This is a genomic window from Methanohalophilus sp. RSK (assembly GCF_003722075.1).
GTDB lineage: Archaea > Halobacteriota > Methanosarcinia > Methanosarcinales > Methanosarcinaceae > Methanohalophilus.
Window position 1 is genome coordinate 115,186 of sequence record NZ_RDSK01000012.1, and the last position, 26,523, is coordinate 141,708.

Annotated in this window: 25 protein-coding genes and 1 tRNA gene; 22 read left to right on the plus strand and 4 right to left on the minus strand. The window is 45.1% G+C overall.

Annotated elements, in window-relative coordinates; all coding sequences use genetic code 11:
- Positions 1-13: 13 nt before the first annotated feature.
- Positions 14-520 (plus strand): hypothetical protein, encoded by a 507-nt coding sequence (locus EFE42_RS05275; protein ID WP_123136257.1) that lies wholly within the window; start codon positions 14-16, stop codon positions 518-520.
- Positions 521-544: 24 nt separating this feature from the next.
- Positions 545-1,912 (plus strand): DHH family phosphoesterase, encoded by a 1,368-nt coding sequence (locus tag EFE42_RS05280; RefSeq protein ID WP_123136258.1) that lies wholly within the window; start codon positions 545-547, stop codon positions 1,910-1,912.
- A gap of 2 nt (positions 1,913-1,914) precedes the next feature.
- Here EFE42_RS05280 and EFE42_RS05285 read toward each other — a convergent pair whose 3' ends face one another.
- Both EFE42_RS05285 and EFE42_RS05290 read right to left on the minus strand, forming a co-directional pair.
- Complete coding sequence (locus EFE42_RS05285; protein ID WP_123136259.1) at positions 1,915-2,673, minus strand: DUF128 domain-containing protein; 759 nt, start codon at positions 2,671-2,673, stop codon at positions 1,915-1,917.
- A gap of 52 nt (positions 2,674-2,725) precedes the next feature.
- Positions 2,726-3,457, minus strand: a complete 732-nt coding sequence (locus EFE42_RS05290) for a glucose-6-phosphate isomerase family protein (protein WP_123136260.1) — start codon at positions 3,455-3,457, stop codon at positions 2,726-2,728.
- Between the two features lie 127 nt (positions 3,458-3,584).
- Here EFE42_RS05290 and EFE42_RS05295 point away from each other — a divergent pair, with 127 nt between their 5' ends.
- The 17 genes from EFE42_RS05295 (at position 3,585) to EFE42_RS05370 (ending at position 22,282) form a co-directional block, all read left to right on the plus strand.
- Complete coding sequence (locus EFE42_RS05295; protein ID WP_123136261.1) at positions 3,585-4,940, plus strand: exonuclease SbcCD subunit D; 1,356 nt, start codon at positions 3,585-3,587, stop codon at positions 4,938-4,940.
- Positions 4,937-7,606 carry an AAA family ATPase gene (locus EFE42_RS05300; protein ID WP_158599194.1) on the plus strand — a complete coding sequence of 890 codons (2,670 nt, stop codon included), beginning with the start codon at positions 4,937-4,939 and terminating at the stop codon, positions 7,604-7,606. Before EFE42_RS05295 ends, EFE42_RS05300 begins: the two co-directional genes overlap by 4 nt.
- Before the next feature lie 89 nt (positions 7,607-7,695).
- Positions 7,696-8,409 (plus strand): hypothetical protein, encoded by a 714-nt coding sequence (locus EFE42_RS05305; RefSeq protein ID WP_123136263.1) that lies wholly within the window; start codon positions 7,696-7,698, stop codon positions 8,407-8,409.
- Between the two features lie 18 nt (positions 8,410-8,427).
- A complete protein-coding gene (gene smc, locus EFE42_RS05310) occupies positions 8,428-11,949 on the plus strand; it encodes a chromosome segregation protein SMC (protein WP_123136264.1) in 3,522 nt (1,173 codons plus the stop codon).
- A complete protein-coding gene (locus EFE42_RS05315; RefSeq protein ID WP_123136265.1) occupies positions 11,946-12,764 on the plus strand; it encodes a segregation/condensation protein A in 819 nt (272 codons plus the stop codon). The genes smc and EFE42_RS05315 overlap by 4 nt, the downstream gene beginning before the upstream one ends.
- 18 nt (positions 12,765-12,782) lie before the next feature.
- Entirely contained in the window at positions 12,783-13,898 is a 1,116-nt protein-coding gene (gene scpB, locus EFE42_RS05320) for an SMC-Scp complex subunit ScpB (RefSeq protein WP_123136266.1), read from the plus strand.
- Between the two features lie 80 nt (positions 13,899-13,978).
- On the plus strand, positions 13,979-14,530 hold the full coding sequence (locus tag EFE42_RS05325) for a TATA-box-binding protein (protein WP_013038250.1): 552 nt from the start codon (positions 13,979-13,981) through the stop codon (positions 14,528-14,530).
- A 10-nt stretch (positions 14,531-14,540) separates the two neighbouring features.
- On the plus strand, positions 14,541-15,458 hold the full coding sequence (gene aglJ / locus EFE42_RS05330) for an S-layer glycoprotein N-glycosyltransferase AglJ (RefSeq protein ID WP_123136267.1): 918 nt from the start codon (positions 14,541-14,543) through the stop codon (positions 15,456-15,458).
- Between the two features lie 254 nt (positions 15,459-15,712).
- Positions 15,713-16,996 (plus strand): phosphomethylpyrimidine synthase ThiC, encoded by a 1,284-nt coding sequence (gene thiC / locus EFE42_RS05335; protein WP_123136268.1) that lies wholly within the window; start codon positions 15,713-15,715, stop codon positions 16,994-16,996.
- 348 nt (positions 16,997-17,344) lie between these two features.
- A complete protein-coding gene (locus EFE42_RS05340) occupies positions 17,345-17,770 on the plus strand; it encodes a peptidylprolyl isomerase (protein WP_123136269.1) in 426 nt (141 codons plus the stop codon).
- A gap of 25 nt (positions 17,771-17,795) precedes the next feature.
- Positions 17,796-17,936: a hypothetical protein gene (locus EFE42_RS10495; protein ID WP_158599195.1), complete on the plus strand. Its 141-nt coding sequence runs from the start codon at positions 17,796-17,798 to the stop codon at positions 17,934-17,936.
- A gap of 92 nt (positions 17,937-18,028) precedes the next feature.
- Complete coding sequence (locus EFE42_RS05345; protein WP_123136270.1) at positions 18,029-18,793, plus strand: DUF166 domain-containing protein; 765 nt, start codon at positions 18,029-18,031, stop codon at positions 18,791-18,793.
- Entirely contained in the window at positions 18,783-19,115 is a 333-nt protein-coding gene (locus EFE42_RS05350; protein ID WP_123136271.1) for a CGGC domain-containing protein, read from the plus strand. The genes EFE42_RS05345 and EFE42_RS05350 overlap by 11 nt, the downstream gene beginning before the upstream one ends.
- Positions 19,116-19,128: 13 nt before the next feature.
- The gene (locus EFE42_RS05355; RefSeq protein ID WP_123136272.1) at positions 19,129-19,512 is read left to right on the plus strand and encodes an ATP-binding protein; all 384 of its coding nucleotides are present in this window, start codon (positions 19,129-19,131) and stop codon (positions 19,510-19,512) included.
- Between the two features lie 10 nt (positions 19,513-19,522).
- Complete coding sequence (locus EFE42_RS05360) at positions 19,523-20,485, plus strand: formylmethanofuran dehydrogenase (RefSeq protein ID WP_123136393.1); 963 nt, start codon at positions 19,523-19,525, stop codon at positions 20,483-20,485.
- A gap of 172 nt (positions 20,486-20,657) precedes the next feature.
- Positions 20,658-21,071, plus strand: coding sequence for an HIT family protein (locus tag EFE42_RS05365; protein ID WP_123136273.1), 414 nt, complete (start codon positions 20,658-20,660; stop codon positions 21,069-21,071).
- A gap of 44 nt (positions 21,072-21,115) precedes the next feature.
- Positions 21,116-22,282 (plus strand): S1C family serine protease, encoded by a 1,167-nt coding sequence (locus EFE42_RS05370; RefSeq protein ID WP_123136274.1) that lies wholly within the window; start codon positions 21,116-21,118, stop codon positions 22,280-22,282.
- 103 nt (positions 22,283-22,385) lie between these two features.
- Here the strand turns inward: EFE42_RS05370 and EFE42_RS05375 are convergent, their stop codons facing one another.
- Entirely contained in the window at positions 22,386-22,961 is a 576-nt protein-coding gene (locus tag EFE42_RS05375) for a flavodoxin family protein (RefSeq protein WP_123136275.1), read from the minus strand.
- 175 nt (positions 22,962-23,136) lie between these two features.
- Between EFE42_RS05375 and EFE42_RS05380 the strand changes: the two genes are divergently transcribed.
- The 3 genes from EFE42_RS05380 to EFE42_RS05390 are packed head-to-tail and all read left to right on the plus strand — an operon-like array spanning position 23,137 to position 26,419.
- Complete coding sequence (locus EFE42_RS05380; protein ID WP_123136394.1) at positions 23,137-23,484, plus strand: helix-turn-helix transcriptional regulator; 348 nt, start codon at positions 23,137-23,139, stop codon at positions 23,482-23,484.
- The gene (locus EFE42_RS05385; protein ID WP_123136276.1) at positions 23,481-24,587 is read left to right on the plus strand and encodes an SO_0444 family Cu/Zn efflux transporter; all 1,107 of its coding nucleotides are present in this window, start codon (positions 23,481-23,483) and stop codon (positions 24,585-24,587) included. Before EFE42_RS05380 ends, EFE42_RS05385 begins: the two co-directional genes overlap by 4 nt.
- Before the next feature lie 53 nt (positions 24,588-24,640).
- Positions 24,641-26,419, plus strand: a complete 1,779-nt coding sequence (locus EFE42_RS05390; protein WP_233564731.1) for an adenosylcobalamin-dependent ribonucleoside-diphosphate reductase — start codon at positions 24,641-24,643, stop codon at positions 26,417-26,419.
- 19 nt (positions 26,420-26,438) lie between these two features.
- Here EFE42_RS05390 and EFE42_RS05395 read toward each other — a convergent pair.
- Positions 26,439-26,514: transfer RNA gene (locus EFE42_RS05395), tRNA-Gln, on the minus strand.
- Positions 26,515-26,523 lie beyond the last annotated feature (9 nt).

Sequence of the window (26,523 nt, forward strand, 5' to 3'; positions counted from 1 at the left end):
GTAAAGAACTGTTATGACAGAATTCGAAAGGAAACTTGTGCAGTCTTTCAACGAGTATTTTGAAAACTGCAATATAAAAGCGATAGCCCACCGCATTAAACAACATCGTTTCACACCCCAGTTCCTGGATGTGATGGTAGATTCTTTGAACCCGGATTTTTATTTAGGGATAGAGTGCAAGAGTATTTCAACTGAAAAAGGAGCCAATGCACTTTATTTCAGTCAACATTTCACAATAGACAAAAATGGGGCGCATCAGGTAATACGTATATCGGAATACCTGAGAAGGTCCGGGAGGGCCGGTTTTCTGGTTGTTGAATTACGACAGGGATCCGGGAAGTCCCGGCAAGCCTATATAATCCCCTGGAAAGACATCGAGGTAAAATACGGATCCGGAGAACTGAAATACACAATTGATGAAATTAAACTTTATTCAAAGCTCGAAAGAAAGGGTGACTCATATCATATCGAACCTGAAAAATGGGCCAAGCAAAATAACTGGATGCAGACGGGGGAATGACATATAGAAAAAGTACTCAGATCAATGAAAGAACATGCAAGAGAATGTAATACAGAAATACAGAAACACGAATCTGTATATGTGGTATCCCACATTGACGCAGACGGCCTGACTTCTGCCGGAATAATATGTAAAGCCCTGCAACGTGCAGGTATCAATTATGAAATGAGGTTTGTAAAACAGCTGGATGATAATATCATAGAAGACATCGCAAACATAAATCCGCAACTTGCAATCTTCACAGATCTGGGAAGCGGCATGCTGGACAGCATAAATGCAAATGGGATCAATGCCATAGTTTCAGATCATCACCAGCCTCGTGGAGAAGGGAAATATCACCTCAATCCCCATCTTTTCGGTGCTAACGGATCATATCAATTAAGCGGCTCCGGAACAACCTACATCCTTGCAAATGAGATTGGCCAGAATACAGATCTGGTTGACATAGCCATGGTTGGTGCTATCGGAGACATGCAACACCTCAAAAAGGGGCAGTTGACCGGAGTTAACCGCCTGCTACTTGAAGAAGGAGTAAAAAACGGCCATCTAAGTTACGCAAAAGACATCACCCTCTTTGGTAAACAAACCCGCCCGGTCTATAAACTGCTACAATTTTCTTCCGATCCTTTCCTGCCGGGCCTGTCAGGTGATGAGGATGCATGCATAGGCTTTCTCCATGACATGAATGTCCGTTTCGGGGGCGATGAACGATGGAGACGCTGGATTGATCTTGAATCTGCAGAAAAACAGAGAATAATATCCGGGGTCATGCAACACTGTATCAAATCCGGGCTTCAACCCTTCAAGGTTGAGAGATTGATCGGGGAAGTTTATGTCCTGCTCAATGAACGTGAAGGAACGGAAATGCGGGATGCTTCCGAATTTTCCACCCTGCTCAATGCCACAGCACGTTATGACCGAGCAGAAACCGGACTGGCCGTATGCATGGGAGAACGAGGAAAGGCTTACGAGGACGCAAAGAAACTTCTTGGAGAACACAGGCAAAATCTTGTCAACGGCCTAAAACTTGTGAAAGAGAATGGTATTACACAACTGGACCATATACAGTATTTTAATGCAGGAAATAAGATCAAAGAAACGATTGTAGGCATTATCGCTGGCATGAGCATTACTTCTGCCGGGAGGCGGGACAAGCCCATAATTGCCTTTGCGGATTCAGATGATGGCGTAAAAGTATCCGCCCGGGGAACACAGGACCTTATCAGGAAAGGACTCAATCTATCACAGGCAATGTCAGATGCAGCCGGCTTCGTAAACGGCGCAGGAGGAGGGCATGACATTGCAGCAGGAGCGACAATACCTGCAACGGGCAGAAACGAGTTCCTCAATAAGCTGGATGAAATAATAGGAAGCCAATTCCAGAAAAACTAAAGTTAGAAAAAGTCCTCGATTTTGTCCATGGAATTAATATCCATCAGTGTAGACATTGCATTGGTGCGGATATTGATCCCCTGTTCTTTCATAATAGCCATCGGGTTGGTGCCGCCAATAACAACCACCCCAAGATGGTCACGTTCCACAGGGACATCAAGTACACGGCTGTTGGGATCTCCTACCTCCAGGATACCATTTATCCCGATGTCCATCATTCCCGAAAGAACACTGTTGATCTCATCCCTTTTTGCAAGATGGACTTCCCTTAAGTTTGCAAGAATCTTACCCGAACCGGTCTGAAGCATCCGGGTTACAGAGGTAATGTCCTGCGACATGAGTACTTCAAGAGGGTCTATTGTGGTGCTGGTATAGGTCAGGACATCAGTAAACCTTACGGGCAGACCATTGCGGATCTGCACAACTCCCCCGAATTTGGGATTTGTCATAATTCCCGATTTTAACAAAACCCCGTCTATGGTCATACTACACATTGTAGCGATGCCTACCTTCCCCTCCGGTATGGTAAGATCACCTATAACGTCTCCGCTTTCCAGGACCTTTAAGAAAGGACTCACTGAAAGGCCACTGTTGGAAGTAAGCTTTAAAAACTCCAGTACATCGACAATATCATCCGCATCAGCAATGGAGAGGTTGACAATTATATCTCCCTCCATACTTTTTAAGTCCAGTGTGGTCCTGAACATAAGGTCTTCGATCTTTGAAGACGTGAACTGCACAACACCACGTTTATCCTGCATTGATACACCTTTAAATCGTTTTTATGAAAAATGTGCACAATCGCTTATATGTTTACTCATTGATAACCTGACTGAAAATATCAGTATACTTTTCAGGCGCTGTCAGGAATTCCAGCCGGGAAATATCTTCAACCAATCCGTACATGTCCTCTCCCCTGAAAAGGCCGAATTCGGCCACATCCATAGGTTTAACGTGACGTATTTCAGGCACCTGCGAGTATGCAGAATTCTGTATAAAGCCATCTTCAAGTAAATAATAGGCACCACCTTTTCTATTCCTTACGGGCTCATACACCGAGGAAAAATCACGACATACCCAGTTGGCCATTATGAGGGTTGAATCCGATGTATTGATCGTAATATGACCATATCCGGGAGGCACAACCACCACGTCCATTGCACTGGCTTCCACAACCACAACATCCTCAACCTTATCATCATTAACTTTCTGGAGAAGATAGGTAGCACTGCCTTCATGTACCTGATAAACCTCTGCATAGGATAGATTGCTGCCCGGCACCTGCGGATGATAATGACCGGCTGTTTTTACATATTCCACTCCCAACATTGCCGGAGGTATTATTGTGATATCATACCTGAGGTTATGTGATTTTATATTATCAAGATCGCCAGGGTTTTGGGACAGGTCCCTGTACATATAATAGAGCTCTTCATTTTCCCTTCCTTCAAGCCATTTTTTGTCATAAACAACTTCAGCCATATCATAAAGCATACGTACATCTGGTACCCTTTCAACCCCACCGAAAATAATTTCATTTGACATTATCATACTCCTTTAAGACTTATTCCCCTTTTAAGCTGCCGGCAATATTAATAAACAAAAGAATTTAAAACTTTCCTCCAGTGCCTTTTTAAATAGAGGCTGACATTATGTTGAACGGGATGCTGTAATGGATAGAGAAATCAGGTTAATACATACTGCTGATACACATATTGGTTATCGGCAATATCACAGCGATGTACGCCGCCGGGATTTTCTGGAAGCCTTTGAAAAGGTAATTGATGATGCAATTGACATGAAAGTCGATGCGGTAATTCATGCAGGAGACCTGTTCGATTCCCGCAATCCCACTCTGGAAGACATTCTCGAAACAATTCAGATAATGTCTAAATTAAAAGTGGCCGAAATTCCCCTGCTGGGAATTGTGGGTAATCATGAAAGCAAACAGCAAACCCAGTGGTTAGATCTGCTGGAAAACATGCATCTGGTCAGACGTCTGGGCAACAGCCCTTTTATGGCAGGCAATATTGCGATTTATGGTATAGACAGTATCCCCCGACCGAAGATACAGTCTTTTGACTACTCCATTTTTGAAACCACCCGAGAAGCTACACACAATATCCTTGTAATGCATCAGCTAATGAAACCGTTTCCTTTTGGGGAATGGGATGTGGCTGAAGTAATCCATTCATTCCCCTGTGCACTGGATGCAATATTGCTCGGAGATTATCACAAGTATGAAAAAACAAAGGTGGAAAATACATGGGTCACCTACTGTGGAAGCACAGAAAGGAACAGTGCTGCAGAGGAAGAACCCAGAGGATATAATGTAATCACTGTTTCCCAAAAAGGCATTGATATAGGCAGGCGACAGATAAATACGAGAGAATTTTTGCACATAGTCGTGGACATCAAGGATGAGAATGATGCATACCGCGACATTTTCAATACGATCCGCGAATATGATGTGAAGGAGAAGGTCGTTTTTATTGAATTAAAAGGCAATTCACAGGTAGATATTGCCTATAGTGAGATAGAAGAATTTCTTGATAAGCAGGGAGTACTTGTCAGCCGCATATCCGATATGCGAAGCAATTCCCCTGATGAAACTGAAAACCAACCGGAAATAATATTCTCAGATCCCGACATTGCTGCCCGGGAAGAAATCAAGAAAATGGACCTTACAGATGCAGGCCTGTTGATTGACGAAATTATAAGGGACCTGTCCATACCTAAAACCACCATCGACCACAAAACAGAAGCTTCTATAGCAACGATGATAGAAGAAACGGATTTCAGCCAGGAAATTCCCTTAAATATTCATCGTAAAAAACAGGTTGAAACTACCCGGAAAGAGGAGCCATCCCAAAAGGAAGAGCCCGTTTTCGTTGAAAAGGGAGAAGAAAAAAAATCCCAACCTGCAAGGAAGCAGAAAAAGGAACCTGACGCATCGAAAAAGAATGTTGAGCAAAAATCACAGAAAGCCAAAGTACCAAGACAGTACAATCTGGGGGATTATCTTTGAGATTTAAGCGGCTTAAAGTGAAGAACATACGCAGTTACAGTGATCTCGAGATTGATTTCAACGATGGGGTAACTGTGGTTTCGGGGGTCAACGGAAGTGGAAAATCCAGCCTTCTTGAAGCCTGTTTTGTGGGACTGTTCGGACACCGTGGTATACCAAAAGATTTCGTACTTGCAGACCTGGTGCGCAAGGGATGTGAAGACGCTGCAATTCACCTCGAATTTGAGCACAGGGGACAGGAGTATGCTGCCATTCAGGAATTTCGCAACAATCCCGAAACAGGCAAAGCCTCAACCACCAGATCGTATCTGGAGATTGACGGGGAAGTAGTTGTAAACCAGGCCACACAGACGTATGAGTCCATTCGCAATCTGCTGCGCATGGATGAAGAAGCCTATAAGAACTGTGTATATATCAGGCAGGGAGATATTGACGTTCTCATCAATGCCCGCAAAAAGGACAGGCAGAGGATGATAGATGACCTTTTGCAAATAGGCAGGCTGGAAGAGTACAGGGAGAGGGCAAAAAGTGCCAGGACCGGTGTGGGGAGACATATCACTGAAACTCATGCCCGGATAAAAGACCAGCAGGAAGAGATTGAAACAATTGACGCAACCAAACCCGTTGCCAGGAAAAATCAATTGAATACGGATTTGAGGCAATTGCAACAAGAAGTTGCGAATCTGGAGACGATGCGAGATAGAACCAGCACTCGTATCGAAAAGGATCGCCAGCACATCGAGCAATATACCAGAACCCAAAAGCAGATCGATGAACTGGACAGGGGAATAAGCGGGCTGGAAAAAAGAAAAAAAGAAACTCTCAATTCACTGGAAAGCAAAAGGAAAGAGGCAGACAGGCTTCACAAATCCATTCTGGAAATTGAAAACAAAATACAGGAATTATATGATTATTTCGGACTTGACGAAACCACAGATGTGGACAATTTCACTGCCCGTACAGAAAAAGAAGAGCGGGATGCCTATGAAAAAATCAGTCAAATAAAAAACAAACAGGGCCTGAAACTACAGGAAAGGGAAAATTCACAGAAAGGCCTGAATGAAACAAAACAAAATCTCAGTGCACTGGAAGAAGCAATCAAAAAAATATCCACTCAGGAAAAGGGTCGGTTAAAGGAAATAGAGGAAATCAACCAGGAGTATTCGGTGCTGGAAGGCGAGATCGGGAAACTCCTTGAAAAGGCGCAATCAATGGGTTTTGACCAGGGGAAACTGGATAATCTGGAGGAATTAGAAGACCTGCTTTTGAACAAGCAGCGTCATCTCCATGGAAAAGAAAAAGAAGCCAGAACCCGGCTAGACCAGATCTCAAAAACACTCACAGAACATAGGAACCTGCTGGAAAAAGGAGCATGTCCCACCTGTGGACAGGACCTGCAGGGCTCGAGCATTGCCAATGATACAAAGGAGGAAGAATTACAGAGAAAAGAGCTTGAGGAGCAATTGGGAAAACTCATCCAGGACACTCAAAGGGCTGAAGAGAAAATTGCCACCTTAAAAGAGGCAGGCAAAATAAAAAAACAGGTCGATGAAAAAAGACAGAAGCAATTGCTTATAAATCAAAAACAGGAAAACCTGGCCTCCTACAATGAGGAATTGAAGAAACAAAACCAGGAGGATGAAAAGAAAAAACAGGAGATTTCAGAAAGGATAGGGGAACTGGAAAAACACATCCAAAAAACTGGCGATGAAATCAAAGAAATACAGCAAACTACCAACGTTGCTGCCAAGCAGCATACTGAAATGAAGGAGAAACTTGAAAGTGCAAAATTCCTGATAAAAATAAGGCAGGATCATACACAAATGCAAAGTGATCAGCAGCACCTGAAAACAGGTATTGTGGATATTCAGGAGAATGTGCGTTTCATCGATGAACAGATAGCAGAGAAAAAAAGGAATAAAAAGCAACTTGAAAACGAACTTGGCAAGGAAAATATTGAGGAACTTAAAAGCAAATCGCACGATTTCCAGCAAGCGTATCAAAAAATAATCGGGGATATTGAAGAAAAGAACAGCCAAAAAACGGGTCTCTTAAAGGAAATAGGGCAGATAGAAACCAACCTCCAAAGGAAAAAAGCGTTGCAGGAAAAACTAAAAGTATTCAATAACCGGGAAAAGTACCTCAAAGCTGTAAGAAGTGATGTAGAAAACCTGGAAGATATGTATATGAGATTGCGTGCAGACCTGCGTACACGCAATATTGATGCACTGGACAGATTGCTCAATGAAATCTTTTCCTTTATGTACACCAACAATGCCTACTCACACATCCAGCTGGATACGGATTATGAGCTTACCATCTATGAAAAGGATGGGACGCCCCTGGAACCCAAATTGTTGAGCGGAGGAGAGCGGGCGATCTTTAACCTCGTATTGAGATGTGCTATTTACAGATTGCTTTCAGAAGGACTGGCCGGAGGGGAATACCGTAATGAAATGCCCCCTCTGATTATGGATGAACCCACTGTGTTCCTGGACAGGGGACATGTGCACCAGCTTTTAAAGTTAATAGATCTCATGAGGGACATGGGAGTCGGCCAGATACTGATAGTATCCCACGATGAAACCCTTATCGATTCGGCTGATAATGTATTTGAAGTCCAGAAAGACCCCACGACAAATATATCTTCCATTATTGCGCAATGAAAGCATATAAGAATAATTTAAATAGAATATTTATAAGAATAAATAAATCATATTAATATTGAGGGAATGAACGTTTTGCGAGGAATTGGATGGAATCCGGGCAGAGAGATTTAATTATTGAACGTCTTGAAAAGCAGATCAGGAACAAAGAAGAGGAAATATCCGATATCAAAACAAACCTCAAGAGTTCTATTATAACAGAACTGCGGGAAGAATTGAGAAATGATATGGATATAAATAAAAGACTGGTCGAACTTGAGCAACAGCTCAAGGAAATTTCTACAAACATAAATGGAATCCTTGAGGAACTCCTGGACCAGAAATCACGTATCCGGGAAATTGAGATGGCAAACAAACAGCAAACAGGGGAAAAGGAGCCCGACGCATGGAGCAAATATGAAGAAGATACAGCCAGTCCGGATGCTTATACCGAGGAAAAGGAGCCTGTACCCCAACCTGCAGAAACCGGTAACGATACCCCTGAGAAATCCCGGTCTTCACCCGAGGAAAAAAGAAAACCTCGTATGCACTTCCAGATCAGGGATGTCGACAAAATGATGCCTCCTGAGAATAATCAGGAAGATGAGGTTTCTGAAGAGGAAAAGGATGAGTACATCGTTGCCGAAAGTGAGAATCGCAAAGTGGAAAAAACCATCAAGCCAGAAGCCCAGAATGAGAACTGTGAATACATAATTGCCGGGGACAAGGGACCTCTGGAAAATAAAAGCGAATGCGAATACGAAACTGTCGAAAACAAGGACGAGGACTCTGAAATAATCGTCAGGAAGAAGAAATCGTTCTAAAGCCCAAAGAGGATTGGCGTGTATATTAAAAAGATAGAATTTCTGAATTTCAAATCATTCGGGAAAAAAGTAAAAATCCCTTTTTTTGATGATTTCACAACTATTTCAGGTCCCAACGGAAGTGGAAAATCCAATATAATCGATGGTATACTTTTTGTCCTGGGATTATCCAGCTCCCGGACATTGAGGGCGGAAAAACTTACCGACCTCATATATAACGGGGAAAAAAGCAAAAATCCGGACAATGCCCAGGTTACCATCTATTTTGATAACAAGGACAGGGAACTTCCCGTTGATAACGATGAAGTCGTAATCAGCCGGAAGGTACGTAGCACAGACAATGGTTACTACAGCTATTTCTACTTCAACGGCAAATCGGTAAGTCTTGGTGATGTGCACAATTATCTTGCAAAGGCACGGGTCACACCCGAAGGATACAATGTCGTAATGCAGGGAGACGTCACACGAATAATCACAATGACCGCCGGGGAGCGACGCAAGATCATAGATGAGATTGCAGGAGTAGCAGAGTTTGACAATAAGAAGGAGAGAGCCCTCAATGAACTTGAAGTTGTAAGGGAGCGCATTGAACGGGCAGATATCCTGATAGATGAAGTGGATAAGCAAAAGGAAAAACTCCAGGGAGAACGTGACCAGGCTGTCAAATATCAGTCCCTCAAGGAAGAAAAGATGAAGTTTGAGGGTTTCGTGCTGCTCTCTAAACTCAAGGATGCCAAAACCGAACTTGAAGGAGTCAGTCAGGAATACGACGCCCAGCAGGAAAAATTGGAAGAAATCTCCTCAGAACTTAAACAGAAAAAAGATGTCCTGGAACAAAGGGAAGAAGAATTACGCTTGCTTAACCAGCGCATCCAGAAGATGGGCGAAGATGAGCAGATCGAGGTTAAAAGACGAATTGAAGAGATTCGTGGAGAAATCTCGGGATGCAGCGATCGTATCGAATATGCAGGCCAGGAAATCGATGAGATCGATGCCGCAAGACGCAGGTTTTTCCTGGAAATCGATGAATCAAAGGGCAAGGTAGATGGCATCGAGGAAAAGATAAAAGAACATAATTTCCAGAAGGAAACCCTGCAATCGGAAATTTCTGAAAAACGTACCCAGAGGATGTTACTGCAGAGCAGGATCGCCGGTGTGGATGAAAAATTTGCGCGAACAAGGGACGAACTTTCTGCAAATAAGGACGAACTGGAACAGCTAAAAACCCAGAAAAACGAGCTCATGCGTAACGAGGATAGATTGCTGGATTCCCTGCGTCGCAAATCCGCAGACGTAGCAGAAATAGAAGATGAGATCAGGCAGGCAAAGGAGAAGGCCAAGTCCTCTGAAAGTGATACCAAATCCGTCCAGTATGATATTGACAAACTCAACGAAAAAATAGAAGGGTTGACAAAAGACCTGGATGACCTGGAAAGCAATCGTTCTCAGATAAAAAAAGTTGTCAGCGACCTTGAAAGTGACATACGCAGCAAACAACAGGACTATGCAATGCTTGAAGCCCGTGTGAGGGCAGCAGAGGATACAAGCAGGTATTCCCGGGCAGTAGACGCGGTAATCAAAGAAAAAGACAAACATGGCCTGCCCGGTATTTATGGCACCATAGCAGAGCTGGGGAAAGTAAACCAGAAATATTCAACCGCCCTGGGAATAGCTGCAGGAGGACGAATGCAGGCTGTTGTGGTGGATACGGACGAAGATGCTTCCCGGGCTATTGCTTACCTGAAACGCCAGAGATCAGGCAGGGCGACCTTCCTGCCCCTGAATAAGATGGAAGCACGCAGACCCTACAAAAACCTCTCCGACAGGGAAGGTGTAATCGGTTATGCTATTGATCTTATAGATTTTGACCCGAAGTTCGAAGCAGCCTTCTGGTATGTATTCCGGGATACCCTTGTTGTTGATACCCTTGAAAACGCCCGAAAACTGATGGGCGGGCTGCGCATGGTGACCCTGGAGGGCGAGATCGTTGAAAAAAGCGGGGCAATGAGCGGTGGCTCCCAGCGCAAGTCCGGCCTGTCATTTGCAGCATCTGAAAAAGATAAACTTGTCAGGATATCCGAGGAACTTACCAAACTGGAATCACGCAGAAGCAATGCGATCAATAAACTGGATACTACCGAGGGACATATTTCAAACACCAACAAGGAAATCCAGCAGTATGAGAACGAGATCGCGCGCAAACAGATGCAATTCGAGGAGATTGGTAATCGCGGAGAGACGCTTGAAAAATTGCTCAATAGCAAGGACGAGGAACTCAGGCAGATCGAGGAAGAACGCCAGCAGATGCGAACGGAGATGAATGAAACCGTTGAGAAGAAAGAGCATCTGGAAGAAAGGGAACAATCCCTGCAACAGAACATAACGCAGATCGAGGAAAAACTCGCCGATTCAGAAATTCCCGAGCTCAATAAGCAGGCAGAAGCCCTGGACGAGGAACTGCGCCGCCTGGACGGAAGGATAAGGGATATTGACGGGCAGATCAACGCTCTTGAACTCGATAAAAAATACGCAACCGAGAAAATGGAACAAAATCGGGAACAAATCGCCCAGATGGATGAGAAAAAGGGCACACTAAAAGAGCGCATAGAAGAACTAAAGAATAAGATCACGTCCCTGGAAAGCGAACTGGAAGAAAAGAAACAACGTGAAGAAGAACTCACAGGTGAACTGCGCCAGCTTCAGGGAGAAAGGGAAAACAAGGAAATGGCCTACTCAACCCAACGTGATGAAGTTGACAGGGTCAAAAGCCGCTATGAGAAGGCAGAGAACCAGAAAATGGCACTTGAGGCCACACTGGATGCCGTGAAGGAACAAATTGAACAGCTCCGCGAAGAGATTACACGTCGCGGCCTTGAAGAGACTGATGAAGTCCCGGGTTACGAAACCGTGCGTACAAGGATAACTTCGATTGAAAAGGCAATGGAAGCCCTGGAACCTGTGAATATGCGTGCAATAGATGAATATGAGGAAGTGGAGCAGAGAATTGTTGATCTCAAAAGCCGCAGGGCGATCCTGTTCAATGAAAGAGAGCAGATCCTGGATCGTATCGACCAGTATGATAACCTTAAAAAGGAGACATTCATGGAGACCTATAATGGCATCAATGATGCCTTCAAGGAAATCTTCAATGAGCTTTCCGATGGTGTCGGGGAACTTGTACTGGACAATGAGGAAGACCCTTTCTCCGGGGGCATGACCCTCAAAGCCCAGCCCCGGGACAAAACCCTGCAGCGGCTTGAAGCAATGTCGGGCGGAGAAAAAAGTCTCACTGCCCTTGCATTTTTGTTTGCTATCCAGCAATACCGTCCCGCACCATTCTATGCTTTTGATGAGATCGATATGTTCCTTGACGGAGCAAATGCTGAAAGGGTTGCCAGGCGTGTTAAAAAGGCGGCAAACAATGCCCAGTTCATAGTTGTCTCTTTGAGAAAACCGATGATAGAAGCTGCCGAGCGCACAATCGGTGTAACAATGCAGCAGGATAATATCACAAGTATTACGGGTGTGAAAATACGGTGAACAGTACATCGGTAAAAAACGATGAAATCCCGTTGCTGGAAAACATGGGACAGGGTATTGACCCTGAATTCCTGAAAACGTTGAAAGAACTGGGTGTTGACGAAGCCGAGCTGGAATTATCAGATGATGTGCTCTGTGAACCTGTAGAAATCCTCGTAAATCTTGTAAAAAGTGAAAGTATCAATCCCTGGGATATTGATATTGTAGAGATTACAGATAAATTCCTGGAAAAAATAGAAGAAATGAAGATAATGGATCTCAGGATATCAGGCAGGACACTGCTTTATGCTTCCATTCTCCTCAGGATGAAATCCACAGGTATCATACAGGAAGAAGATGAAGAACCCGATGAAGAGATACCTGATGACGATCTCGAATTTCAGGATGAGGAAGACTACCCCGTACCCAAATTACCTATCCGCCGTGCTGCTACAAGACCTGTTACCCTGCAGGAACTTATAAACGAATTGAAAAAGGCAGAAAACGTTGAATCCAGAAGAACCCAGAGGCGACAAAAACGTGTCCTCCACATGGAAGAGGAGCCTACCACTGAAGATGTACTCGGTATTGCTCATGAGGAAGACATAAAGGGGCGTGTCGAAGACCTGGAAGAAATAATTGAAGAGATTCTGCACGGGAAAGAGAAGGTCAGTTTTACTGAGATCACATATCCTATACCCTCCCGTTCAGAAAGGGTAATGACCTACCTATCCCTCCTTTTCATGGCTTCCCAGAGGAAAATCTGTTTGAGACAGGATGAACTCTTCGGAGAATTGTATATATACTCTTATGGAAATAAAGAGCAGTCTGTTTGAAAGGGGTTGGTTTGAAAAATGTCCGACAGGGAAATTGTTGAAGCTGCACTTTTTGCAGCAGGCAGTGCAGTTGAGATACAAAAGCTGCAAAAGATACTTGACAAAGATAAAAAACAGGTCACAAAAATTGTAGAAACCCTCCTCCGGGAATATGAAGAAAGAGAATCTGGACTGGAGATCGTGGATCTGGGTGAAAGATATGTCATGCAGGTCAGATCAAAGTATTCTGATACCATACGCCCTTTTGCACCCAGGGAACTGAGTTCTCCGATGCTACGCACCCTTTCCATGATAGCCTATCACCAGCCCGTAGTACAATCGGATATTGTGGATATGCGCGGCAACAAGGCATATGATCATATCCAGGAATTACAAAATCGGGGATTTATTGAAAGCACCCCTCACGGCAGGACAAAACTACTCTCCACCACCCCTCTTTTTGCAGATTATTTCGGTCTTGAGGAAAATAAGCCCGAACTTATCCGCAACAAGATGATAGAACTTTCAAAACAACAAAGTGGCAAAGAAGGACTTGACCGCTGGCTTGGACGCAGGTTTGTCGGATTTACCCCAATGTATGAATCCCTGGCACAGATGTGTGGAATCAAAGATTATCGAATGGTAGATGCTTATAATCCTACCGAGGAAGAACTTCAGACTCTTGATACGATTTACAAAATGGTTATTTCCCGGGGATATAAGGAAGATGTGGAAAAGCATTATTCAGGAGAGATAATCGAAGCCGGGTCCACTACATTTGACGATCTTGCAGAAGCTGTTAATATACTGAAAAGTGAGGGAGATCCTGCCAGAGTAAAGGAAACCCTGGAGATGCTCGAGGAACTTAAGAATGAATACCGATCAAAAGCCATGACCATAAGTGGCAGGGTCACCCCGGAAACCGAGATGGTGGCACGCATTGTTAAAGATCTGCACATCGGTGTTTCAAAAGATGGAATACTAATTGCCCCGGATTACGAAACAAACACTTCAGGCGAGGAAATCGGAAGGGAAGCGGATATCCTTGTCCCAAGCCATCGTAACCTGGAAGGTGGCCTTATAGAGAGAGTCAAAAGCAAGTATGATGCTGTTATCAAGGGTCTGCGGAAGGCAGAAGAAGGTAAAGCTATTTAAATAGGTATTTAAATTAAGAAACTATAAGAATATATAAACTATCTGGAATTATTTGCTTCAATTTTCAAGGACCTGAGAATATGACAGATTATAACATTAAAATAGAAAATGTGGTAGCTTCCACCAAACTTGCCGAGGAATTCGACCTTACAAAGATCGAAGCTGAATTTGAAGGAGCAGAATATAACAAGCAGAAATTCCCCGGTCTCGTATACCGCGTATCAAACCCAAAGGCGGCATTTCTTGTTTTCACTTCCGGGAAAGTGGTCTGTACAGGTGCCAAAAACGTAGATGATGTACACACAGTAATTGCGGACATGGCCAAAAAGCTCAACGGCATTGGCATAGATACCCTTGAAAAACCGGATATCACCGTACAGAACATTGTTGCATCCGCTGATCTCAAAGCTGTGCTCAATCTGAATGCAATCGCAATCGGACTCGGTCTTGAGAATATCGAATATGAACCTGAACAGTTCCCCGGGCTCGTTTACAGGATCGATGAACCAAAAGTTGTCGTACTGATTTTCAGTTCCGGAAAACTGGTGGTTACCGGTGGCAAATCCCCGGAAAACTGCGAAGAAGGAGTAGAAGTAGTAAGACAACAGCTGGACAATATGGGCCTCCTTTAAAGGGAATAACGTGACTGAAGATTACAGGGAAGATGTTTGCATCCTCATCCCCACATTGAATGAGGGTGCCACCATCGGCCAGCTTATTGAAGATTTCAATACCGAAGGTTTCGGGAATATTTTTGTTATTGATGGCAATAGCTCGGATGACACACAGGCAATTGCCAAAAATATGGGCGCAAGAGTTGTTGCCCAGACAGGGAAAGGAAAAGGCCAGGCTGTCCAGGACGCCCTTGCGATGATAGATGACCCTTATGTCATTATGATCGACGGGGACGGAACCTATCTTGCAAAAGACGTTCATGCAATGCTTGAACCCCTGGGGACAGGAAGGGCAGACCATGTTATTGGCAACCGGTTTGCAGATTTTGATCCGGGTGCTTTTACAAAACTGAACCTGATCGGCAACAAGATGCTTAATAAATTTTTTAGTATCATTTACAGGAAAAATCTTGTGGACATCCTGTCTGGCTACAGGGGATTCACAAACCAGGCAATCCGGGAACTGGAACTCCATGAGACGGGTTTTGAGATCGAATCAGAGATTGCCGTTGACAGCATGAAAAAAGAGCATCGCGTAGAAGTCGTTCCAATCGCCTACAGGCCGCGTCCTGATGAAGGAGATACGAAACTCAACCCCCTGACTGATGGTTTTGGGATTGGCAGTACGATCTATAAAATGGCCAAGTTTCACAACCCGATGTTCTATTTCGGGATAATCGGTGCCATACTTACTCTTTGTGGCATATTACTGGGAATCTATGTCGTAAGCGAATGGATGATAGGTATTACCCATATACCGATGACCATCCTGACAGCATTGCTCATTATTTCGGGAATCCAGATGTTCATATTCGGAATGCTAAGTGATCTTGTAGTATCCCTCCACAGGGAGACAATGCGTACCCTTCGCCGCCAGCAAAGGTGAAACTGGCCAAAGGGGACTCTTAGACAAATACACTTTACTTTTGAGAAATATTAGTTTGATATTTACGTGAGAATTCCTTTTTATACTACTTGATTTAAAGGCAATACCGACATGTTGCTAACTAATTGCACATTTGCAATCAAACCCGAACCAGCAACAAACTCAAACGTACTTTACATCAATACAACTTGATTTTTTAATAAGATTTAAATAAAATATGTACCCATTTCCCATCATTAAAACGAGGTAAAAACATGTCAATCGTAACAGATGCCAAGAACGGAACTATTACCGAAGAGATGAAGAAGGTTGCAGAAATCGAAGGTGTTGAGCCTGAACTTGTGCGCCGCGGAATTGCAGCCGGAAGAATCGTTATACCTGTTACCCCCTACAGGGACATCAGAGCGTGTGGTATTGGAGAAGGACTTACTACAAAAGTGAATGCTTCTATCGGAGCATCTTCCGATATCGTCGACGATAATCTTGAAATTGAAAAAGCAAAGGCAGCACAGGCAGCCGGCGCAGACACCCTTATGGAACTGGGTACCGGCGGAGATTTCCTCGGAATCAGGAAAAAGGTCTGTGACGCAATCGATCTGTCCGTAGGTTCAGTACCACTCTACCAGGCCTTTATCTCAGCAGCCAAGAGGGACGGTTCCATCGTCCACATGACAGAAGACGACCTGTGGAACGCAACCGAGGAACAGGCAAAACTCGGTACAAACTTCATGGCAATCCACACCGGTATCAACAACATCGTACTGGACAGGCTTAAAGCCCATGGCCGCTATGGCGGACTTTGCTCCCGTGGCGGTGCTTTCATGAGTTCCTGGATGCTTCACAATGAAGCCGAAAACCCCCTTTACAAGGACTTCGACTACCTCTGTGAAATCCTCAAGGAACACGAAGTAACCCTTTCAACAGGCAACGGAATGCGTGCGGGTGCTGTCCACGATGCAACCGACCGTGCACAGATCCAGGAACTGATCATCAACTCCGAATGTGCCCAGAGGGCCCACGACGAATATGATCTCCAGGTTATTGTAGAAGGTCCCGGCCACGTTCCACTGGACGAGGTGGATATGAACGTCAAACTCATGAAATCCATGAGTGACCACAAGCCATTCTATATGCTCGGACCACTTGTCACAGATGTTGCTCCGGGACGTGACCACATCGTTACCGCAATCGGTGCATCCCAGTCCGCAGCAGCTGGCTGTGACTTCCTGTGCTATGTAACTCCTGCAGAACACCTTGCCCTGCCAAATAAGGAAGATGTTATTGAAGGTGTCAAGACATCCAAGATCGCAGCCCACGTTGGTGACATGGTCAAACTCAACAAGCGTGATCAGGATCTGGCAATGGCAAGGGCACGCCGTGAACTTGACTGGGAGAAGATGTACAGTCTGGCACTCGATCCGGAACTTGCACGTGATGTCAGGAACAGCCGTGCACCGGAAGACACAGATGCATGTACCATGTGCGGAAACTTCTGCGCCCTGAAGATCGTAAACCAGAACTACGATCTTGCAAAGTAATACCTCCGGGTATTACTTTTATCTACTCTCCTTTCCATTTTCTTTTTTTATCCCGGCCATTATTTTGTGACCACTTCTCAAGCTTTGCATTCTTATTTTAATAGTATCTTTAAATATAATAGAAGACAACATTGCTGTTACTGTATAATATTGCAGAGATGTCAATTATGTGGAGAGGGAGATAATTACAGACCGATGAAAGCGGCGTATCGGATGTTGTGGGAACTGGAAGATGAGATTGTCCGGATCACAGGCCAGAAGGATTCCGATATCAATACAATAACATCAGCGAAATAACTATAAACCGATCATCCAAATCACAAGATGAAATTAAAACGGAGTTTCAAAATGAAAAAAGCCATTATCGAGACAGACAAGGGAGACATCGTGCTTGAATTATTCGAAAATGATGCACCCCGCACGGTTGCCAATTTTGAAAAACTTATCAAGCAGGGATTCTATAACGGCCTGAACTTTCACAGGGTTATCCCTGATTTTGTGATACAGGGAGGATGCCCCAAGGGCGATGGAACAGGTGGGCCGGGTTATACGATCAAATGTGAGATCAATCCCCGCAAGCATACAAAAGGTGCCCTGTCAATGGCCCATGCAGGCAAGGATACCGGAGGAAGCCAATTCTTCATAACCCATTCCCCTCAATCCCACCTGGACGGTATGCACACGGTTTTCGGGAAGGTCATCGAGGGAATGGATGTCGCATATAATATCAAGCCAGGCGATGTAATGAACCGCCTGCGTGTAGTGGAAGAGTGAAAACAATAGGTGGTATGGTGGTGGAATGGATTTTATATTCAAAATCGGCAAATCTGTCGGGTTTTTCTTTTGCAAAATGAAAAAACTGATCCTGCTGGCAATATTGATTCTGGTCCTCCTGTACATAATCAAGATTGCCTGGCTTCCTGAATTGGGCGGTATCTGAATAGATACTTCCTTCTTTATATAATAGTATTACTAATATACCTGGTATAGAAAATATATCCAGGGGGTCGTACCTTAGCAGATCCGCAACCAATAAGAATAAGTGTCCTGTACAGCGGGGAATTCGGGAAAAAGGTGCTGGGCAATCTCATAAATTCCGATCAGTTCTGCGCATCCTGCGGGGAAGCCTGCGATCACTGTCGACAGGGACGCAAATCCTATTCCGGGTTCCTTACAGAAATCCATGAACTGCCCGCAGATCTGCCTGAATTTGTAGAAGAGCCGGAAGAATACCTGCCTGCTGACCTGAAACCCTGTGACCTGCTCCTTGCAATGGACCTGCATCCTGACCTGTTTGCTATCCTGCCAACAGTTGCGAAAAAAGCACATGCAAAAGGCGTGATTGCACCTGTTGAAAATCCCAAACTTGCCCCGGCAGGCCTTGTCCGCCAGGTTGCAGAAAAACTACAGAACGAGGGAATCGAATATGCTTTCCCCAAGCCATTTTGCAGCCTTGAGAAAACAGGCCAACCTGTGATTGATAGATTCGTGGAGATGGGATTTGGTAAACCCAATATCGAAATAGTACTTGATAATGAGGAAATCACAACCGCACGGGTAATCAGGGATGCCCCCTGCGGATGCACATGGTTTGTTGCCCGTAAACTTGTCTATACCGAAGCTGTAGATTTCAAGGAGACAGTTTCCTCTGCCCACCATGCATATCCCTGTACTGCAAGTATGGATAATGATCCTGAAATCGGGGACACCATATTGCACAAAGCAGGCTATATTATCCGGGAAAGTGTGGACTCTGCACTGGATAATGCACAAAAGGAGAATTCAAATGCCAGATAACAAGAAAATAGCAGTAGTTCGCTGTGCTATCGTTGCAGAAGCCTGCCCGGGAATAGGGTGTTTCAAGGCATTCAATGAAAAAACAGTTGCTTTTAGTGATTACGATGAAAATACAGAAATGACCGCATTTTTCACATGCGGCGGATGCCCGGGGAGAAGGGTGTTCAGGCTTGCCCGGTCCCTGAAAAAATACGGAGTGGAAACAGTACATCTCAGTTCCTGTATGCAGATGGAAAATTATCCGCAATGTCCCCATGTGGACTCAATAAGGCAGACCCTGGAAAATGCAGGTATTGAAGTTGTGGAAGGTACACATCATTAAAGGAGGTTTGAAAATGGTAAATCGGATGATAGTCAAAATCGATGAGGAAAAATGTAATGGTTGTGGAAAATGTGTCAGCCCCTGTGCCGAGGGTGCAATCCAGATAATAGACGGTAAGGCTAAAGTCGTATCTGAAGAACTGTGCGATGGCATGGGTTTTTGTATCGGAGTCTGTCCACAGGACGCAATATCAATTGAAGAAAGGCAGACCATGGATTTCAATCCACAGGCAGTCAAAGAAATGCAGGAGAAAAACCATAAAGACACCGAAGCCGGATCAATAAACTGCTTTAAGTGTGGCAAAGATGAAAACGAGAGATACCTGATGCCCCTGAGACATGGAAAAGAAAGCATCTGGGTCTGTACCCGCTGTCTGCCTGCACTCATTCATGGTTAAAGGTGGAAACATGATCACGATCGAACTATCAAATCAGCCGGACAACCTCTGTGACTATACTTACAACTTTTGCTGGAATAGTGATTTCAACCCGGATTCTCTCATCCCCTACCAGCAAGGCACAGATTACACATACAGGGAAATAGTCGATCATCTCAAAAAGGAAGGTACTGTACAGATTATAGGTGATGTCGGAAAAAGGTTTGCACAGGGAATGGGCACCAGCATATCCCATCTTGGAGGCAACGGTAAGACAGAAAATGCAGGCAACATCATAATCGACGGTAACGTTGGCGCTGAAGCAGGGATGGGGATGGTAGCCGGCAACCTATACATAAAGGGCGACATCAGGGAACCCATGGGAAATATAGTGGAAGTGGAATCCGATAGGGAAGGATATCGCAAATTCGTGTCAATCACGGAATTGGTCTGCAAGGAATTGCAGGAAAAACTTCTGCTAAACAAACTGGAAGGAAATAATCTCCTGCTCAATGATGGAATCCTGCGCAATACCCTGGCAGCCCGTTGCAACTGTGAATCCAGCATAACAGTAGAAGGAAATACAGGCAACGGAAGCGGATTGCTGATGGAAAGAGGAATGTTGCTAATCAAAGGGGATAGCGGCATGAATACTGCAGCCCATCTCAATGGTGGAACAGTTTACGTAGAGGGTAAATGTGAAGCCTTTGCCGGTGCATACATGAAAAACGGAATACTGCTGACAGAGGATGCAGGCAGCCATGTCGGGGCGGATATGAAAGGCGGGACCATATATTCAAAGAAAAAGGCCAATATTGACCCACCTGCAAATAAAGGGAAAATCGGCCGCGAAGATATACGCACAATAAGGAAACTCACAGATGCCGGCAGATTCGAGGTTTTGCGTTACAACAAATATGAAACCGGGGAAGAAGGCAAATATATAACGATCAAGATGCGTGACGGCTCCCTGGTCAGAAGACCCGTGGATTAAAACTTTTCAACTTTCGACCGGATCGATCAATTGGGATCTGATACAGCAGATTCTCCATCCTTTATAGGTCAACTGTAAATTATGTAAAATCCCACTTTTGCAACAGTTACATCGAATGAAGACTCCAGAATTATTATAAAATAAAAGCAAACAATAAAAGCAGGTGATAATAATGGAATGCTTATTTTGCAGGATCATAAATGGAGAAGTTCCCTCACATAAAGTGTATGAAGATGAACATTCCTATGCTTTTTTGGACATCTATCCGACATCCAGAGGCCATACCGTCGTCCTGCCAAAGGAACACATAACCAGTTTTCTGGAAATGAACGAGGAAAACACAGCCGAATTATTCGCTTCTGTCAACAGGATCGCTAAAAAAGTCATCGCAGTTACTGATGCACCAGGAGTTAATATTGGGATTAACAATGGTCTGGTCGCCGGGCAAACTGTACCTCATGTCCATGTGCATATAATACCCCGTTATGAAAATGATGGTGGGGGGTCAATGCATACCATCGTAGATTCCAACCCTGACAGAGAGGAACTCGAACAACTGGCAGCCAGTATATATTCCAGATTTTGAAAAAGAAAGAGAAAAGGCAATAAACAAGCCCAACGGTATACCTAATGATGCAATTTTCAACTTCGTTGCTTAAGGAGGAAAGGGGGAGTACACTACCCCTGATAGCAATATTATTCCTCCTGATTGGTTTTGTTCTCGGGATCAGCCTGACTACCGTGCTTTATGATGAGGCAAGTCTGGGAAGCACACAAATTAATGAACATGAGAGTGATGTTACCGGCGTAATCAATATCAATGGCACCGCCGAGGAGACCTATGAAGAACTTTACAAACTTGTTTTTGACTCGGTCGTCTCCATAAGGGCTGAAGGGGAAATCGACGGAGACCAATTCAGAAGTGGCGGATCGGGGTTTCTTTATGATGCAGAAGGCCATATCATAACGAACCAGCATGTCGTGGAAAATGCTGATTCCGTAGAAGTATATTTCAGCAACGGGGTTGCAATGGATGCTGAGATCACGGGTACCGATATATATTCTGATATTGCGGTATTAAAGGTCGATGAAGTACCTTCTGATGATAACTGCCAACCCTATCCTCTGCCAATGGCCAACTCATCCAGGATAAATCCTGCCCAGATGGTGATGGCTATAGGTACGCCTTTCGGACTTGAGGGGAGTGTGACTCATGGAATCGTCAGTGCCACGGGCAGGACAATGCCGACAACAAACGGATTTTCCATTCCCAACGTGATACAAACTGATGCACCGTTAAATCCGGGGAATTCGGGAGGTCCCCTCATTGATCTATCAGGGGAAGTGATTGGGGTCAACCGTGCACGTAGCGGAGATAATCTGGGTTTTGCTATACCTTCCAATAAAGCCCGGATGGTTGCCGATGCCATAATAGAAGAAGGAGAATATGAACATTCCTGGATCGGTATACAGATGCTACCTGTAAGTCCCCGAGCAGCAGATTTCATGGACCTTAATGATGAGGCAGCCAGAGGAGTAATGGTCGTGGTTGTTGTGGAAGACGGACCTGCCGAGGATACCGGGCTGAAAAGTGCAGAAGAAGTAAAGATCAATGACGAAATAATCTTCATCAACGGGGATATCATCGTAGGAGTCGACGGGGTTGAAGTCTACAACAGTGACCAGATCATAGCACATATAAGTGAGAAACAGCCGGGTGACGAGATAGAACTTGAGTATTACAGGGATGGGGAAAAAATGACAACACAACTTGAACTTGGCGCGCGCCCGGAATGAATAAGTCAAATAATGCTTGTTTAGACTGGAAAAAATAGAGTTGATGAATACGCATTTTCATACGCTGGAAATGCACATCCAAAAGCCGGAAATTAATGGCTGCTCAACCATTAATCTTTTTCATAATCCAGGCCATGTTCTGCCCAAGGTTTTGCATCGTCTGCATTCCTTCTGTATCAGACTCTACATCCCCGGGGGCAAGCCCCATACCTATATTCCAGTAACTTGAACCCGGTACAACCATCTGGGAGATTAAGAAAAAATGGTTGATGGAATCAAATACATGAAGGGCGCCTGCTCTCCTGACAGCCACAACCGCTGCTGCGACCTTATGTTTGAAAAGTTCATCATTTGCTTTCCCGACAAAACCCGCCCTGTCAATCAGGGCTTTTGTTTCCGTAGTCAGATCAGCAAAGTATGTAGGGCTTGCAATAATTATGCCATCAGCCTCAATCATCTTTTCGATACATTCATTGATCAGGTCACTGGATATGACACATCGGCGGTCCTTGTTCTCAAAACACTTCATGCAGGCAGTACACCCCATTACAGGGATGCCTCCCAGCTGAATCAGTTCGGTCTCAATTCCTTGTTTTTCGAGTTGTGAAAATACATTTTTGACGAGCTTTGCGGTGTTCCCGTCTTCCCTGGGACTTCCATTGAATGCTACAACCTTCATTATAATACCCTCTTTGCCTTTAGACAATATATTTCCAATATTCACCCACCTATATAACAACTATACTCTATTCACCCGAATCATTTAGATAAGTAATGGAGAAGGAACTTTAAGGTTCGTTTTTCCATGCTGCAGAGAAAAAGATTCATATATATGAAGGATTGATCATATGTTCATGGATAATTCAGCCTGCAAACGCGTGGATAAGAACCAGATTGAAAAACTCACAATTCCCCCGCCTGAAACGATTACCCGCATGTCTGCCATATTTCAGGCACTGCAATCATCCGCACGTCTGAATATCCTGTTCTTACTCAAAGACAGGGATATGTGCGTATGTGAACTCAGTGAAGCACTGGAAGCCTCACAGTCTGCAATATCCCATAACCTGCGGGTACTACGCCAGCTAGACCTTGTGAGGGTCAGGAAAGAGGGACGTTTTGCGGTCTACTACATTGCAGATGAACATGTCAGGCTGTTGATAGAAATGTGCAGACAGCATATTATCGAGGAATACCGATGAGCGTTGCACAGAGCTTTATGGAAGTTCTGGCAGGAATAATACATGAGACCTGGTACCTTTTCGAAGAGGCTGCACCCTATCTTTTCCTCGGCTTTGGGATTGCGGGGCTGCTGGAACTTGTGGTTTCCAATGAGAAGATTATCGGGCATCTCGGCAAAGGGGCCGGGAAATTCAGTTCGGTCCTCAAAGCTTCGATTGCCGGTATTCCCCTGCCCCTATGTTCCTGTGGTGTGATACCTGCGGCAATGTCCCTGAAAAAGAGAGGGGCAAATAATGGTGCCACCCTGTCCTTTTTGATTTCGACTCCCCAGACCGGAGCTGACTCAATCGCAATCACCTATGCCCTGCTCGATCCCATTATGACAGTATTCAGGCCTGTTGCTACCTTCATAACCGCGGTAGGAGCAGGAATTACAAGCAATATTATGGAAAAGGACAGGACAAATACGCTCTCAAATCCCATTATGCTTTCAAAAAAGGAAGATGCAACAAATCAGGGTTGTGATTGCTGCGGTGATGATTGCGGGCAAGCATCCCTGAAAGAGCGAGCCATTGATGCCATAAAATATGCTTACGTGGAACTGCTGGGAGATATTGCAAAGTGGCTCATTGTGGGGCTGCTGATAGCAGGAGTGATTTCCTATATCGTCCCGGAGGAAGTTGTGGGAGGCTACCTTGGAGGCGGGATCGGTTCCATGATCTTGATGCTTTTTGTAGGGATCCCCCTTTACATATGCGCCACCGCTTCCACACCCCTGGCAGCCGCCCTTATCGCCAAAGGGATGAGCCCGGGTACCGCTTTTGTGTTCCTGCTTGCAGGGCCGGCTACCAATGCTGCAACCATTACAATGGTTACGAAGTTTTTGGGCAAAAAGGCTGTTACCATTTATCTTGCAATGATAGCCCTCTTTGCGCTGGTATTTGGGATGTTGCTCGACCTCATATACATTAGATTGGGAATAGAGGCAACGACCATTGCGGGAAGTGCAAGTGACCTGCTGCCTGCAGAAGTGAAAACATTCTTTGCGTTGCTCCTGGCAATAATGATCACCTATTCCCTGATACAGAGAAGGGAAAATGATGAATGCCAGGATTGCTCCTGAAACGCCGAGGTAATTATAAAGCATCTTAACCCAATCTTAAAATGGGGTTTTGTATGGATAAAGAGGATAACACAATCGAATCCAAATTGTCCGCCAATGGAAAAACATTGCTGGAAAAGCGCTACCTTTTAAGGGATGCACAAGGCAAAATCGCAGAAGAGCCCGGCGAGTTGTTCCGCAGAGTTGCAAAGGCTATTGCCAGAGTTGACAGCAGCTACGGATACAGTGTGGAAAGGACTGAAGATAATTTTTATCAGGTAATGGCAGATCTGGAATTTCTTCCCAATTCCCCAACCCTCATGAACGCGGGCACCGAACTGGGGCAACTGAGTGCGTGTTTTGTGCTGCCTGTGGAAGATTCCCTGAAAAGTATCTTCAAGTCCCTGCAGGATATGAGCCTCATCCACCAATCCGGCGGTGGCACAGGATTTTCCTTTTCAGACCTGCGACCGGAGGGGGATCCTGTGCGCTCCACAGAAGGCGTGGCTTCCGGGCCCCTTTCCTTTATGACGATCTTTGATAAAGCAACGGATGTGATCAAGCAGGGCGGCAGGCGCAGGGGAGCCAATATGGGGGTGCTGAGAGTTGACCATCCGGATATTTTCAAGTTCATCGGGGCCAAGGAAAAGGAGGAAATGCTGCACAATTTCAATCTCTCAGTGGGCGTGACGGATGAATTTATGGAGGCTGTCAGCCAGGACAGGGATTATGCCCTTGTAAATCCCCGAACAGGTAAAGTTGAGAAGAGATTAAAGGCACGGGATGTGTTTGACCGGATAGTGACCTGCGCCTGCCAGACCGGAGATCCCGGCCTGCTTTTCCTGGATGAGATCAACCGCAGACATCCCATGAGTGCAATCGGCACAATCGAGAGTACAAACCCCTGCGGAGAGGTGCCTCTTTTGCCCTATGAATCCTGCAACCTCGGCTCGATCAACCTGGCACGGATGGTTAAGGAAGGGGCTATCGACTGGGACAAATTGAAGAAAACTGTCCATACAGGAGTGCATTTCCTGGATAATGTGATCGATGCCAACAAATACCCCCTCCCGGAAATCGAGCAGAGGACAAAACAAAACCGAAAGATAGGCCTGGGTGTTATGGGATTTGCCGCCATGCTGGCACGCCTGGGCATTCCTTATGATTGTGAGGAAGGAATTGAGACAGCGGAAGAAGTGATGAAGTTCATCCGGGCAGAAGCCGTGCAAAAATCTGTGGAACTCGGTGAGAATCGGGGCAGTTTCCCGAATTTCCACAGGAGTGCTCTTGCAAAGGATTATCCTGCAATGCGCAATGCAACGGTGAATACAGTGGCCCCCACAGGCAGCCTGAGCATAATTGCAAATACTACGTCAGGAATTGAGCCGATGTTTGCCCTCACCTACCAGCGCAATGTAATGGGAACCCGGCTGACAGAGATTGATCCTGTTTTTGAGGAGATGGCAAGGAGACATGGATTCTACAGCAAACAGTTGATGGAGGAAATCGCCGAAACCGGATCTCTCCAGAACAGCCCGAATGTCCCCAAAGAGACCAGACAGGTCTTTGCCACCGCCCTGGAGATCCAACCCCGGTGGCATGTGAGGATGCAGGCGGCTTTCCAGAAGCATGTGGATAATGCTGTTGCCAAGACCGTGAACCTGCCCAATGAGGCCACGGTGGAAGCTTTCCGGGAGATCTACATGCTGGCCTACCGGTTGAAGTGCAAGGGAATTGCTGCTTACCGTTATGGAAGCAAGGCAGAGCAGGTGCTGGAGATCGGGGGGACCGGGAAGAATAGGGATGACAACAATGGAACAGTAAAGGCCTGTACGAAAAACGGATGTGAATAAACGATATCCAAAAAAGTAATGGTAGTCCCGCCCGGATTCGAACCAGGGTCTTCGGCTCCAAAGGCCGAAAGGATTGACCACTACCCTACGGGACTGCTACTGTT

What these genes read in the sequence shown, in the direction of transcription:
- EFE42_RS05390 (WP_233564731.1), top strand. Translation starts at nt 24,641, where the DNA reads ATGGATAAAGAGGATAACACAATCGAATCCAAATTGTCCGCCAATGGA.
- EFE42_RS05285 (WP_123136259.1), bottom strand. Translation starts at nt 2,673, where the DNA reads ATGCAGGATAAACGTGGTGTTGTGCAGTTCACGTCTTCAAAGATCGAA.
- EFE42_RS10495 (WP_158599195.1), top strand. Translation starts at nt 17,796, where the DNA reads ATGGATTTTATATTCAAAATCGGCAAATCTGTCGGGTTTTTCTTTTGC.
- EFE42_RS05325 (WP_013038250.1), top strand. Translation starts at nt 13,979, where the DNA reads ATGACAGATTATAACATTAAAATAGAAAATGTGGTAGCTTCCACCAAA.
- EFE42_RS05275 (WP_123136257.1), top strand. Translation starts at nt 14, where the DNA reads ATGACAGAATTCGAAAGGAAACTTGTGCAGTCTTTCAACGAGTATTTT.
- EFE42_RS05295 (WP_123136261.1), top strand. Translation starts at nt 3,585, where the DNA reads ATGGATAGAGAAATCAGGTTAATACATACTGCTGATACACATATTGGT.
- EFE42_RS05340 (WP_123136269.1), top strand. Translation starts at nt 17,345, where the DNA reads ATGAAAAAAGCCATTATCGAGACAGACAAGGGAGACATCGTGCTTGAA.
- EFE42_RS05355 (WP_123136272.1), top strand. Translation starts at nt 19,129, where the DNA reads ATGGTAAATCGGATGATAGTCAAAATCGATGAGGAAAAATGTAATGGT.
- EFE42_RS05380 (WP_123136394.1), top strand. Translation starts at nt 23,137, where the DNA reads ATGGATAATTCAGCCTGCAAACGCGTGGATAAGAACCAGATTGAAAAA.
- EFE42_RS05370 (WP_123136274.1), top strand. Translation starts at nt 21,116, where the DNA reads ATGATGCAATTTTCAACTTCGTTGCTTAAGGAGGAAAGGGGGAGTACA.
- EFE42_RS05360 (WP_123136393.1), top strand. Translation starts at nt 19,523, where the DNA reads ATGATCACGATCGAACTATCAAATCAGCCGGACAACCTCTGTGACTAT.
- EFE42_RS05365 (WP_123136273.1), top strand. Translation starts at nt 20,658, where the DNA reads ATGGAATGCTTATTTTGCAGGATCATAAATGGAGAAGTTCCCTCACAT.
- EFE42_RS05280 (WP_123136258.1), top strand. Translation starts at nt 545, where the DNA reads ATGAAAGAACATGCAAGAGAATGTAATACAGAAATACAGAAACACGAA.
- thiC (WP_123136268.1), top strand. Translation starts at nt 15,713, where the DNA reads ATGTCAATCGTAACAGATGCCAAGAACGGAACTATTACCGAAGAGATG.
- EFE42_RS05305 (WP_123136263.1), top strand. Translation starts at nt 7,696, where the DNA reads ATGGAATCCGGGCAGAGAGATTTAATTATTGAACGTCTTGAAAAGCAG.
- EFE42_RS05375 (WP_123136275.1), bottom strand. Translation starts at nt 22,961, where the DNA reads ATGAAGGTTGTAGCATTCAATGGAAGTCCCAGGGAAGACGGGAACACC.
- EFE42_RS05290 (WP_123136260.1), bottom strand. Translation starts at nt 3,457, where the DNA reads ATGTCAAATGAAATTATTTTCGGTGGGGTTGAAAGGGTACCAGATGTA.
- EFE42_RS05350 (WP_123136271.1), top strand. Translation starts at nt 18,783, where the DNA reads ATGCCAGATAACAAGAAAATAGCAGTAGTTCGCTGTGCTATCGTTGCA.
- EFE42_RS05385 (WP_123136276.1), top strand. Translation starts at nt 23,481, where the DNA reads ATGAGCGTTGCACAGAGCTTTATGGAAGTTCTGGCAGGAATAATACAT.
- scpB (WP_123136266.1), top strand. Translation starts at nt 12,783, where the DNA reads ATGTCCGACAGGGAAATTGTTGAAGCTGCACTTTTTGCAGCAGGCAGT.